Consider the following 12,342-nt stretch of genomic DNA (forward strand, 5'->3'; position numbering starts at 1 on the left):
CTATCTTTTGGGCTGTAAAACACGTAGTTGCTCGGCAATCGCTTGTACAACCATACGCGGATTACTATTTTCTGTGCTTACCGTTATATCAGCCACCTGCTGATAAAGTGGCTCACGAATCGTCATTAAATCGTTGAGGGTTTTTTCTGGATTATCCGTTTGCAGCAGAGGGCGCTTGCGGTCACGAGCCGTTCGAGAGAGCTGTTGCTCAACCGTAGTCTGCAAATAGACAACCGTACCGGAGGTCATCATCAGGCGTCGATTTTCTTCGAGCAATATTGCTCCGCCCCCTGTGGACAGAACCATTGCACCAGCACCCACCAAGTTTTGTAACACCGTTGATTCTCGTTTACGAAAGCCAGCTTCACCTTCAACATCGAAAATCCAGGGAATATCGGCGCCGCTACGCTCTTCTATTTCGTGATCGGAATCCTTAAAAGGAATATCCAGCTCTTTAGAAAGCAAACGCCCGATGGTGCTTTTACCAGCACCCATCGGGCCTACAAGAAAAATCACAGACTGCATTATCGATCCATAACTAGGCGTTATCGCAGAGACAATCCATTATCGATGATTTTTGGTGTAATGAATACCAACAACTCACTCTTGGTTACCGAATCACTGGTACTCCTGAAAAGATAGCCCAGATAAGGCACATCCCCAAGGAAAGGCACCTTGGTCACCTGAGTAGTATTGTTGTTCTGGAAAATACCGCCCAATACGATGGTTGTTCCATCAGCGACCAATACCTGTGTTTCAATCTTCTGTGTACGAATGGCAATTTCACCATTCGCTGGAGAGTTGGAAACGTCAGGCGAGTCATTATTGACCGCAATGTCCATGATAATGTTGCCATCAGGCGTGATTTGCGGAGTGACCTCAAGGGACAATACCGCCTTCTTAAAGGAGGTAGAGGTCGCACCACTGGAACTGGCTTCCTGATACGGAATTTCAGTACCGGACTCAATTCGAGCGGTGGTCTTATCCGCCGTAAACACTTTGGGCTGCGAGATAACCTCACCCTTACCGGAGCTTTCAAGCGCAGAGAGTTCCAGGTTAATCAAAGTACTATTGGTCGCAAAACCAATTGCCAAAGCTGCTGCCGACTGACCATCAGCAAAGCCAGGAGCCCCTAAATCCAGGAAGCTATTATCCGACGGGTTGGGGGAAGCAGAACTAGGCGGTGAGGTTGCTGTTGTGCCAGAACCACCAATAACGGTGTTCTTACCAGTACTGCCTTTGGAACCGACCTTACCACCGGACCATTTAACACCCAGATTCAGACCAAATTGGGTTTCGGCGTTAACAATGCGCGCCTCAATCATTACCTGCTTAACAGGGATATCGATGCGCTTAACAAGATCCCGCAACTCATCGAGTTTACTCTGGGTATCGTTCAACAACAGGCTGTTAGTACGCTGAACCACTTGTACCGAACCACGATCAGAGAGCACGCTGGCATCACCGCTTCCCTCAAGAATAGCTGCCACTTCAGCCGCATCTGCGTAGTTCACTTCCATTAGTTCTGAAACAGTGGGGGCAAGCTCTGATATCTGCTGAGAGTTTTCCAGTTCTTGCTTTTCCCTGGCGGCAATCTCTTCCGCCGGAGCCACCATCAGCACATTGCCAACCTTTCGCTTGTCCAGTCCTTTGGCCTTCAGCACAAGATCAAGAGCCTGATCCCAAGGAACATTCTGCAATCGAAGCGTAATATTGCCACCAACGGTATCACTGGCGACCAGGTTCAGGTCTGTGAAATCAGCAATCAACTGAAGTACCGAACGGACATCTATATCCTGAAAATTAAGCGACAATTTTTCTCCGGTAAAGGAGAAGCGATCTTTTTGTAACTTTTCCAGATCTTCAACGCTCAGAGGCTTAACGCTAATGGTTAGGGACGTATCCGTCTGATAGGCCAGATAGTCATAACTCCCCTTAGGCTCAACAACGATGATCGCCCCATCCTTCTCTGAGCTGGCATCGATAAAATTAACCGGAGTAGCAAAGTCAATAACATCCAAGCGGTTTTGTAAGTTCTTAGGCAGTTCAGTGCCAGGGAAACGGAGCTCAATACGACCCGCCCGTTCATTCATATCCAAGGCAACGTTAGCATTGGAAAGCGTTACAACCACGTTACCTTCGCCCTGTTCCCCGCGCTGAAAATCGATATCTGTTATACGATCGGTTTTGACAGTAACTCGCTCCGAAGGCTCATTTTTCATGTCATTGGCAGCCACAGTGGCTGCAGTTGCAGGAACCACCGCCACCTGTGAGGCCCCTAGGTCCGCACCTATAAGAATATATAACCGATTGCCCACTGTGCGCGTTGTATAGTTGGCCGGAGCATCCAGATTGACCACCAAACGGGTGCGGTCCTTGGCCTCGATGACGGTCACGCTACGGGCATTACCAAACCCGATTTCGTTATATTTACTCGACAGGTCGCTAGTGGCTCCCGGAAGATCAATCGAGATTCGGGCAGGCTGCTCAATGGTGTAGCCTTTCGGTGTCGGCACCTCCCCATCAAATTCAAGGGAAAGCTCTACCTTTTCACCAGGCAAAGAGGCTGCATCAAAACTCTTTATCGCTGAAGCCTGTGAAAGCTGCGACACAAACGCAAAGCTGAGCGCCATCATAGAGAGCGCTACCTTAGAAAATATATTGGACTTCATCTTCAACCACCGGCCATAAGTATTAAATTGTAATTCGTTCATGCCACAGTCCCTCGAGCTTTATCCTTCCCGGAGCTCAATCGTACGTGGGCGTTCTACCCACACATCTTTTCCACTGGGAACAATTTCAACCAATTTGATCTCGTTCTCATCGATAGAAGTGATGCGTCCATGGTTACGCCCCAAATAATCACCGACTTTGACGCGATGCACCCCATCACCTCCCTTTAACAAGGCCCACACCCCACCCTCATTACTCATGCTGCCCACCATCGAAAAGCTGGCAACATCGAATGATTCCAGAAACTGTTTCACCCTTGCAGGATCAGGCCTGACCGTAGACTCAGGTGGCGCTAGAGTATCATCGACAGCGACAGCAACTGGAGGCTGAAATGGGCTACGCATCCCGGCTGCACTATAGGTAAAGGCTTCATAGGCAGTAAACTTGGGCAGCGGCTGTATTTGCCCTTTGGGTCGCGCACGCTGTTCATCCATATAGGCTTGCAAATCGGCAAACTCATTCCCGGATTGACAACCGGTCATAAGCAGGACCAAAAGAGCCAAAACATTCAAGCGAAGTATATATTTCATCTCTGGTTCCTACTCACTTCTTGCGCTTGTTAGATTTCTTTTTACCACCGCCGCTTTTATCGTTATAGCGGTACGTCTTCGCGGTTATAGACATTTGCAAAATTTCATTATTCCCTCTACCAACAGGCTTGATGGTAAAATTATGCAGGGTCACGATACGTGGCAAAGCGGCTACAGCGCTAACAAAACTCCCTAGATCGTGGTAATTGCCTTGCACAGATATCTGAATCGGCAGCTCAATATAAAAACCTTTTGTTTGCTCTTTCTGTAACTGGATCGAGTTAAATGTCAAGCCACTACCCATACCTGCCTGGGTAATGTCTTCAAGAAGCCCTGCCACCTCGGTCTCACTGGGTAACTGTTTTACCAAAGCACCAAATGATCTCTCCATCTCAACCATCTGGTCTCGATAAGCTTGCAGGTTAGCCGCCTGAAAAGCCTTTCTACCGAACTGCTCTTTTAGGGTCTTTTCTTCGGCTTCAACCCTTTCTAGCTGAACCAGCATGTCTTGAACATGAAACGCATAACCAGCATAGAGAAGACCGGATAGCAATATAACGCCAATAATCGCTTTAACAGCCACCGGCCAACTGCCGATATTCTCAACATCAAGATCATTGATATCGAACTCATTGAGCTTTTGCAGGGAGTCAGACAGGCTCATTTCTTACCTCCCTTTTTGCCTGGTTGAGACTGATTCGGGTTCACCTGCGTTACAGTTAGTGAAAAGTCACTTCCTGTGCCAGATCTAGCCTTATTAACAGCCTGTAGGTTTGGGCTAGCGAACCATTCTGATTGATCAAAATCACGCATCAAACTGGAGACCCGATTATTCGATTCAGCAATGCCTTTAACAACCAGGTTATTACCACTAATTGCAAGCGAGGAAAAATACACGCCATCTGGCACCGAACGTGCCACCTCATCAAATACCCTGACAATAACCGGACGAGTCCCCTGCAGCTCCTGAATCACCTTCATTCGCGCCAACAGCTCTTCGCGTTTTTTTCGTAGCGCACTAATTTCCTTGATCTTCTCGTCCAGAACCTTGATCTCTTTCTTAACAAATTCATTGCGGGAATTTTGATGATCTATCATTCCCTCAACTTCGCGTCCGGCAAGAAATACCACGCCTGCGGCAATAATCGCAATTCCAGCCAGCACCGTCAGGAACTGTTTCTTTTGCTCTTCCCGCAGCTCTTCCCGCCACGGCAGCAGGTTAATACGAGCCATCAGTCAAAACTCCTCATCGCCAGTCCACAGGCGATCATCAAAGAGGGCGCATCGCTACTCAACGCCGCCGCATTTACTTTATTAGCTATGGTCATATTGGCAAAGGGGTTTGCAACCAAGGTGTGTATACCAATCTTTTCTTGCACCATCTGCTCCAAACCTGCCAGTGACGCGGTACCACCGGCCAGAATGACATAGTCAACATCGTTATACTGACTGGCCGCAAAGAAAAACTGTAAGGAACGAGACACCTGCTGAACCACCGCATCCTTGAAGGGCCCCAACACTTCTGCTTCGTACTCGTCAGGTAGGCCGGCACCGCCTTGCTTCTTGCTCATACCCGCCTCTTCAAAGGAGATAGCGTAACGACGCTGAATCTCTTCGGTCAGCTGCTTACCGCCAAATAGCTGTTCTCGGGTGTAAATGGTTTTGCCGTCAGCCAACACACTAAGCGTAGTCATAGTCGCGCCAATATCGATAATAGCCACAACCTGCTCATCGTCGGCTTTATCCAACTGAGGCTGAATCAGATCGTAAGTTCGTTCAATCGCATAGGCCTCGACGTCTACCACTTTTGCGCTCAGCCCCCCTAAGGCCAGAGCAGCTTCTCGCATATCGACATTTTCTTTACGGCATGCGGCCAATAGGACCTCAACCATACCTGGGTTTCTTTCCAACTCACCCTGAACTTCAAAGTCGATCGCGACCTCATCAAGGGGATAAGGAATGTATTGATCGGCTTCAACAGAAATCTGACTCTCTAGCTCTTGATCATTAAGAGAGCCATCCATCTCTATCGTTTTGGTGATAACCGCTGAGCCGGCAACTGCCACGGCGGCGTTGCGAGAGGATGAGCGAGATTTCGATACTGCCTTTGAGACAATATCTCCAACCACATCAAGCTCGTTGATGTTTTTCTCTACCACAGCGTTTTCCGGCAAGGGTTCAACGCCATAGGCCTCAACACGATACCGATCTCCGCTGCGACTCAGCTCGAGCAGCTTGACGGAGGTGGAACTGATATCGATCCCCAACACCGTATTGGATTTCTTCTTAAAGAGACTTACCACGACCAATTTCCTATCAGCATCCGATACTTACGGACGATTTGTGTATTTCTACATTAAATAACAGACTCCGCCACAGCGCAAATCTATCAAATGAAAAAAAACTCCTTATAATGGACGCTGAGCATAGGATTCAGCACCCTTTTTTTTCTAACCCCTTAATTTGTCTGGAATTTCATGAAACGCACATTACGTCTTGCCCGTTTTTTGTGCTGGGCGACTTTTCTCACAATCTGTGGCTCTGTGCTCATTTTTGCCAGCGCCTACCTCTATTTGAGCCCCGCCCTACCAACGGTAGAAAGCCTGAAAGATGTGCGTTTGCAAACACCCTTGCGGATTTATACCAGCGACCACAAGCTTATCGCGGAATTCGGTGAAAAACGGCGTACTCCGTTGCAAATTGAGCAAATCCCCCCCGCGATGATAGAGGCTATTCTCTCTGCGGAAGACGACCGGTTTTATGAACATCCGGGTGTCGATGTAAAGGGCTTGTTAAGGGCGGTGGTTCAATTGGTGCAAAGCGGTCAGATTCGCACTGGCGGCAGCACCATCACCATGCAAGTAGCCAAAAACTTCTTCCTTTCCAATAAACGAGTTTTTTCAAGAAAATTCAATGAGATAGTTCTTGCTCTTGAGATCGAGCAAGAACTATCCAAAGAGCAAATCCTCGAGCTTTATCTAAACAAAATCTATCTAGGCAACCGTGCCTACGGTATAGAGGCCGCCGCGCAGGTCTACTATGGTCGTCCGATAGATCAATTATCACTCGCCCAATTGGCAATGATTGCCGGTTTACCCAAGGCACCTTCACGCTACAACCCCATCGTCAACCCGCAACGGGCTGTAGTGAGACGCAACTGGATTCTCGACCGCATGCTGGAACTGGGCTATATCAGCCCGACAGAACACGACCAAGCTCGCATGGAACCCGTGAGTGCCAGCTACCACGGCCTTCAGAATGAAGCGGAAGCACCCTACTTTGCGGAAATGGTCCGTGCGGAACTGCTGCAACAATATGGCAGTAATATTTATACCGATGGTTATAACGTCACCACCACCCTAGATAGCAAACTGCAGCAGGCAGCAAATCGTGCCGCACACCAAGGCCTGATGGAATATGACCGCCGTCACGGCTACAGAGGCCCTGAGGCGCAACTCCCCATCGACGACGAACCGTCCCTGGAACTGGCACTGGAGCGACTCAAGAACACCTCCGCCGTCGGCCAGCTGCAACCCGCCATCGTTCTCAGTACCGAACAGCAACAAGCAGAAATCATGCTTCGCGACGGCATCGCCCTGATCGACTGGGAAGGCATGTCCTGGGCTCGAAAATTCCTAACCATTAACAAACTGGGTGACAAACCCACCCAAGCCACGGACATCATGCAGCCGGGCGACCTTATTCGTGTCGAGCAACACCAAGACGGCAGCTATTGGCTGGCCCAGATCCCTGAGGTGCAGGGAGCCCTGGTATCTTTTCGCCCGGACGATGGCGCCCTGTTAGCCATCGTTGGAGGATTCAATTTCCACTCCAGCAAGTTTAATCGAGCCACCCAGGCAGCACGACAGACAGGGTCGAACTTCAAGCCCTTTATTTACAGTGCCGCACTGGAGAACGGCTTCACCGCCGCCTCCATCATCAACGATGCCCCGGTCGTTTTCGAAGATCAAAGCCTTGAAAACACCTGGCGACCCCAAAATGACAGCGGTCGTTTTTATGGCCCTACTCGACTAAGAACCGCACTGTACAAATCCCGCAACCTGGTTTCTATTCGGTTACTGCAGGGTGTTGGTATCGCCAAGGCTCTGGAATACGTCCAGCGCTTTGGCTTCGACCCAGGAGTTTTACCCAGAGACCTGTCTTTGGCACTAGGCAGCGCAACCATGCCTCCCTACGATCTTGCTGCAGGTTATATTGCCATTGCCAATGGCGGTTACAGCGTTATGCCACACTTCATCACCCGCATAGATCAACTGGATGAAACGCGCTTTGAAAAACAGGTAGTTCGAGTGTGCCGCGATGAATGTGAAGCGTTAAAGGCTGCAAACAGCGAACTCAGCCAACTTATTGAGCAAGAATCACAAACGCTGCTACTCATCCCAGACGCTGAAGATAACGGCCAAATCTCGGAGTCTCAGGCCAGCGAAAGTGAGCCCGCTAAACTTCCCCCCATCGATGCTCCCCGCATCATGGATGAACGCGTTAATTACATCATGACCACCATGTTACGGGACGTGATCCAGTCCGGTACCGGCCGACGTGCACGAGTTCTTGGCCGTAAGGATATTGGCGGCAAGACGGGGACCACTAACGAGCAAAAAGACGCCTGGTTCTCCGGCTTTAGTCCGGATGTTCACACGACGGTCTGGGTTGGTTTTGATCAACCAATTACCCTAGGACGCCGAGAATACGGCGGCACCGCAGCTCTTCCCATCTGGATCAACTACATGGCAACAGCACTGGAAGGCAAGCCAGAGCGCCCCTTGGTTCAGCCAGAAGGCATTATCACGATGCGCATCGATCCCGAGAACGGCAAACCAGCACCCAGCGGTGATCCCAACGCTATTTTTGAGGTCTTCCGTAAAGAGCTGGCGCCAGTCGCCACTCCCAGCTCTTCTCTATCACCAATAGAGCTGGAAGACGAGCAGGATTCGGCTCCCCAGGAACTGTTCTAACCGAGAACAATAAGAGAAAAATAAACGCGCATAAAAAAGCCCCGCTAAGCGGGGCTTTTTGCTATCCAATACAACTCAGATATCGTCGATTGAGTTCAGTGGATAATTGCTTGGGTAAGGTTGACGAGCAACGCCGCTATCAACCGCCGCTTTTGCCACGGCGCCAGAGACAGCACCCAGCAAACGCGAATCCATTGGCTTGGGAATAATGTAATCACGACCAAATTCCAATGAATCTACTCCGTAGGCTTTAAGCACCTCAGCAGGAGCGGCTTCTTTAGCCAGATCCTTGATCGCATGCGCTGCTGCCACCTTCATCTCTTCATTAATTTTGGTCGCGCGCACATCGAGCGCACCACGGAAGATAAAGGGGAAACCCAACACGTTATTGACCTGGTTCGGATAATCAGAACGGCCAGTAGCCATAATCACATCGCTACGGGTTTCAACGGCCAATTCCGGCTTGATTTCAGGATCCGGGTTGGAGCAGGCAAACACGATAGGATCACTCGCCATCTTCGCCAGCTGCTCTGGAGACAGCAGGTTTGGCCCCGACAGCCCCAGAAAGACATCGGCGCCGTCCATTGCGTCATCCAGAGTGCGCTTGTCGGTGTCGATGGCAAATTCAGCTTTATGCTCATTCAGGTCATCACGACCACTGTGGATCACACCCTTACGATCCAGCATAAAAATATTGTTCGCTTGCATACCGCAGCTGATCAGCAGCTTGGTGCACGCGATCGCTGCAGCACCAGCTCCCAACACGACCATTTTGGCGCTGTCGATGCTTTTGCCGGCAATTTCAAGGGCATTCAACATACCAGCCGCAGTAACAATAGCGGTACCGTGCTGGTCGTCATGGAAAATAGGAATATCGCATTGTTCGATCAGAACACGCTCGACTTCGAAGCATTCTGGCGCTTTGATGTCTTCAAGATTAATACCACCAAAGGTGTTAGCAATCAGCTTAACGGTATCAATCAATTCCTGAGGATCCTGGGTATCCACTTCGATGTCGATGGAGTCCACACCAGCAAACTTCTTAAACAGAAGAGACTTGCCTTCCATTACCGGCTTACTGGCCAAAGAGCCCAGATTACCTAGACCCAAAATGGCGCTACCATTACTGATCACCGCTACCAGATTACCCTTGGCAGTGTACTTGTAAGCATTCTCAGGATCCTGGGCAATTTCACGGACAGGCTCCGCAACACCCGGACTGTAGGCAAGAGAGAGATCGCGGGAGGTTTCCGCGCGGGTGGTCAGTTCTACGCTGATCTTGCCCGGTTTGGGGTTGGCATGATAATCAAGTGCCGCTTGTTTCATATCCTCAGACATGGCATGTGTCCCGATCTAATGAATTATGGGGAGCCAAAGGATATAGAAAACCGCTATTCCTAACAAGCAACCCCCGTGCATAGCGGATATCAGCGAAATCAATATACCAACTTAACCCATTCACCCGGGCTCGGCTGACCCGTTGGGTACTGGTCATTAATCAGCCGTAACTGTTGTTCGGCATACTGGGAGATCGGGCTGCGCTTGGCCAACCTCGCATAGTTATCGCCCTTGCGGACCTTAACACGGCGCAAGTGCAAACCATCCGCTTTGTCATAGTCCGACTTGGGTAGCTTGCGAAAACTCGCAATGGTCGACTGCATCAGCTGATCAAAACCATCGAACTCACGCTCTTTCTTGGCGGAGCCAATCAACTCAAAAACCTTACCCTGATAATAGATAACCGCTACCCGGTGTAGCGCCTTGCCTCTAGGATCCACAATGGCGCTGTATCCGCTGTAGCCTTTGGCCTTGATCTCCTGACCTTGCCTCATGGTGCTATTACCTACCATTTCACGCAAATACTGAACGGGGGTGTAGCCGTTTTTTATCTCGCCCAGCTGAATCAATAAAAACGCTTTCTCCTCCGGAGCGATTGCTACTAACTGATCAGGCTGATTTTGCAACTTCCAACCCTCGGGGAAGGTCACTTTCAGATCCATGGATTTGTGCAGAAAATGTCGACCATCCACAATGCCCTGGGCCGCACTGTTACCAAACGCCATACCATCGATCATTTTTAAATAATCTTCACGCCCCACTCGCCCATCGCTGCGAGGCGGAACACGCCCGACCACTTCCTGCAAACGCTGGTCATTTGATGGATGAGTGGAAAACAGACCGTGGTAACTGGCCACCTTTTGGCCGCTCTCTTTGGCCTGAAGCTGGGCAAAGGTTTCCTGATTTTTAAGCACTTCGACCACTTCGATCATCGCCTGGGGATTATAACCGGAGTTCGCCAGATATTCGGCCCCAAAGCCATCGGCTTCCAACTCATGGTCTCGCCCATAGCCTCGCACCAGCGCCGTACCGGCAATATTACTGAGATTTCCCGCCGAACCACCAGCATAAGCCGCGACAATCTGGCTCAGCACATTAGAGGTCATTGCCATACTGTGCTGTCGTACACTGTGCCTGGCGGTAACGTGACCGACTTCATGGGCCAGCACCGCCGCTAACTCGGCTTCGGAGTTAAGGTAGGCCATCAGGCCACGATGCACGTAGATAAAGCCTCCCGGTAAAGCAAAGGCGTTGATATCCGGCGTATCGATGACCGTGAACTGGTAACTCAGCGCACTTCGGTGGCTATTGCGAGCGACTCTTTGTCCGATTTCTTGCACATATTGCTGCAACTTCTGATCTTCGTAGATGGGGTACTGATTGCGAATTTTCTGGTTATATTTTCGCCCCATACTGATTTCATCGTCTTCGGTCATCAAGACAAAATCGTGATCGCCGGTCGCCGGATTAACCGCACAGCCGCCTAGCCATAGCATGGAAACAATTACCGCCAAACAACGAAGCAACAATACAACGGGCATGTAATTCTTAGTTCGTGTCCCAACCACCAAAAGCTCCTAACCAGATCGCTAGTCCAGAAATTCGATCATCGCCGGATGGCGCAAAGGTAACATCCAGCGCCGATGCCCCTTTTTCAGTTTACCCCCTCGGGATTGACGGTCAATAACCCAACCTCGCACTTCCACAGACTGACCCAGATTGCCTTCCCCGGGGAGCATTGGATAACGTCGGCGATCAGCCTTGGACACTCTCAAGACCAAACCCCGATCAACCTCCAACCACCAGTATTTTTGACTGCTGTCGATACCGGTAATTTCCCCTTGCAGAACAAAGAACCCCGATCGCTCCAAGGCTTTCGGCGATAGAGGCCATTGCCCCCAGATACCCAACGCCTCCTGCTTCGCATCACGTTCGGCTTCGGCCAGACATTGCCAACCAGAAACATTGGGTGGCACCACGACCAAAGCTCCCAAGCCTTGTCGAATCAACAATTCAGACAGACTATGCCTATCGGGACCAAGATAAACGCGAGCCAACAAACGACCATAACGATCTTTTTCCTGCTCAGCGGTTTCAATATACAAAGAAGAGTTACGGTCGAGCTGACGCGCTACAAACTGCTTGGCTGCCACCGCTTCGTGCTCATCGGCCAGGCCATCGCGACCCAGCTCCGGCGTATTCACCCCCAACAGGCGTAACCGTCGCCCGTCCGCTAATAACAGGGTGTCACCGTCAAAAACCGTACGCCACTTCACCGACTCCAGCTCACCCCGAGGCTCACAGGTCAGCGCAAGTGCTAAATCACAGACAATAAAAAAGGCGCTTGCAATAAGCGCCTTTTTCCAACCTCCCATCTTCAGGGAGCCACTCTTACTTGCGAGTGCTACGAGCACCGAAACGCTGCTTAAAGCGCTCAATACGGCCGCCGCTGTCGAGTACCTTCTGCTTACCGGTGTAGAAAGGGTGGCAAGCGGAGCAAACGTCCAGGTGGATCGGTGCACACAGGGTAGAGCGGGTTTTGATAACATTACCGCAGCTGCAGGTTGCTTCGATCTCTTCGTAAGCAGGATGAATTTCGGGTTGCATGATCTATTCCTCTATAAGTAGCTGGATGCCGCCACCAAGCCCGTTGCCTGGCACCGCACCCTATGTTTTGCCCACAAAGATAGCTGGACAAAAATAAGACGGCGAATCCTACCAGATTTTGATCAGGAAGCAAGCGCAGTCAGTACCAGCGACAAGCC

General features: G+C 50.4%; 11 protein-coding genes. 1 reads left to right on the forward strand and 10 read right to left on the reverse strand.

What is annotated here, in order from left to right; translation table 11 throughout:
* Genes aroK through MIB40_RS04775 form a run of 6 tightly spaced genes read right to left on the reverse strand, consistent with a single transcriptional unit; the run spans position 1 to position 5,566 of the window.
* Positions 1–525 (reverse strand): shikimate kinase AroK, encoded by a 525-nt coding sequence (gene aroK / locus MIB40_RS04750; RefSeq protein WP_249691428.1) that lies wholly within the window; start codon positions 523–525, stop codon positions 1–3.
* Positions 526–545: 20 nt separating this feature from the next.
* Positions 546–2,714 (reverse strand): type IV pilus secretin PilQ, encoded by a 2,169-nt coding sequence (gene pilQ / locus MIB40_RS04755; protein ID WP_249691430.1) that lies wholly within the window; start codon positions 2,712–2,714, stop codon positions 546–548.
* 18 nt (positions 2,715–2,732) lie between these two features.
* On the reverse strand, positions 2,733–3,263 hold the full coding sequence (locus tag MIB40_RS04760) for a pilus assembly protein PilP (protein WP_249691432.1): 531 nt from the start codon (positions 3,261–3,263) through the stop codon (positions 2,733–2,735).
* Positions 3,264–3,276: 13 nt separating this feature from the next.
* Positions 3,277–3,927, reverse strand: a complete 651-nt coding sequence (gene pilO, locus MIB40_RS04765; RefSeq protein WP_249691433.1) for a type IV pilus inner membrane component PilO — start codon at positions 3,925–3,927, stop codon at positions 3,277–3,279.
* A complete protein-coding gene (locus MIB40_RS04770) occupies positions 3,924–4,496 on the reverse strand; it encodes a PilN domain-containing protein (RefSeq protein WP_249691435.1) in 573 nt (190 codons plus the stop codon). Before MIB40_RS04770 ends, pilO begins: the two co-directional genes overlap by 4 nt.
* Entirely contained in the window at positions 4,496–5,566 is a 1,071-nt protein-coding gene (locus tag MIB40_RS04775) for a pilus assembly protein PilM (RefSeq protein WP_249691437.1), read from the reverse strand. The genes MIB40_RS04770 and MIB40_RS04775 overlap by 1 nt, the downstream gene beginning before the upstream one ends.
* 174 nt (positions 5,567–5,740) lie before the next feature.
* On the opposite strand from MIB40_RS04775, the gene MIB40_RS04780 reads away from it, so the two are divergent.
* Positions 5,741–8,239: a penicillin-binding protein 1A gene (locus MIB40_RS04780; protein ID WP_249691439.1), complete on the forward strand. Its 2,499-nt coding sequence runs from the start codon at positions 5,741–5,743 to the stop codon at positions 8,237–8,239.
* 75 nt (positions 8,240–8,314) lie between these two features.
* On the opposite strand, the gene MIB40_RS04785 is transcribed toward MIB40_RS04780, so the two are convergent.
* From MIB40_RS04785 to rpmE, 4 genes are all read right to left on the reverse strand, one after another.
* Positions 8,315–9,577, reverse strand: a complete 1,263-nt coding sequence (locus tag MIB40_RS04785) for a malic enzyme-like NAD(P)-binding protein (protein ID WP_249691441.1) — start codon at positions 9,575–9,577, stop codon at positions 8,315–8,317.
* A gap of 98 nt (positions 9,578–9,675) precedes the next feature.
* Positions 9,676–11,118, reverse strand: a complete 1,443-nt coding sequence (locus MIB40_RS04790) for a M48 family metalloprotease (protein WP_249691443.1) — start codon at positions 11,116–11,118, stop codon at positions 9,676–9,678.
* Positions 11,119–11,166: 48 nt separating this feature from the next.
* The gene (locus MIB40_RS04795) at positions 11,167–11,991 is read right to left on the reverse strand and encodes a thermonuclease family protein (protein ID WP_249691445.1); all 825 of its coding nucleotides are present in this window, start codon (positions 11,989–11,991) and stop codon (positions 11,167–11,169) included.
* On the reverse strand, positions 11,969–12,184 hold the full coding sequence (gene rpmE / locus MIB40_RS04800) for a 50S ribosomal protein L31 (RefSeq protein WP_249691447.1): 216 nt from the start codon (positions 12,182–12,184) through the stop codon (positions 11,969–11,971). The genes MIB40_RS04795 and rpmE overlap by 23 nt, the downstream gene beginning before the upstream one ends.
* Positions 12,185–12,342: the final 158 nt, after the last annotated feature.

The organism is Aestuariirhabdus haliotis, from assembly GCF_023509475.1.
In the GTDB taxonomy this organism is placed as follows: Bacteria; Pseudomonadota; Gammaproteobacteria; order Pseudomonadales; family Aestuariirhabdaceae; genus Aestuariirhabdus; species Aestuariirhabdus haliotis.

Excerpts from the sequence above, each read along its gene's own strand:
- aroK (WP_249691428.1), bottom strand. The coding sequence starts at position 525 with ATGCAGTCTGTGATTTTTCTTGTAGGCCCGATGGGTGCTGGTAAAAGC.
- pilQ (WP_249691430.1), bottom strand. The coding sequence starts at position 2,714 with ATGAACGAATTACAATTTAATACTTATGGCCGGTGGTTGAAGATGAAG.
- MIB40_RS04760 (WP_249691432.1), bottom strand. The coding sequence starts at position 3,263 with ATGAAATATATACTTCGCTTGAATGTTTTGGCTCTTTTGGTCCTGCTT.
- pilO (WP_249691433.1), bottom strand. The coding sequence starts at position 3,927 with ATGAGCCTGTCTGACTCCCTGCAAAAGCTCAATGAGTTCGATATCAAT.
- MIB40_RS04770 (WP_249691435.1), bottom strand. The coding sequence starts at position 4,496 with ATGGCTCGTATTAACCTGCTGCCGTGGCGGGAAGAGCTGCGGGAAGAG.
- MIB40_RS04780 (WP_249691439.1), top strand. The coding sequence starts at position 5,741 with ATGAAACGCACATTACGTCTTGCCCGTTTTTTGTGCTGGGCGACTTTT.
- MIB40_RS04785 (WP_249691441.1), bottom strand. The coding sequence starts at position 9,577 with ATGTCTGAGGATATGAAACAAGCGGCACTTGATTATCATGCCAACCCC.
- MIB40_RS04790 (WP_249691443.1), bottom strand. The coding sequence starts at position 11,118 with ATGCCCGTTGTATTGTTGCTTCGTTGTTTGGCGGTAATTGTTTCCATG.
- rpmE (WP_249691447.1), bottom strand. The coding sequence starts at position 12,184 with ATGCAACCCGAAATTCATCCTGCTTACGAAGAGATCGAAGCAACCTGC.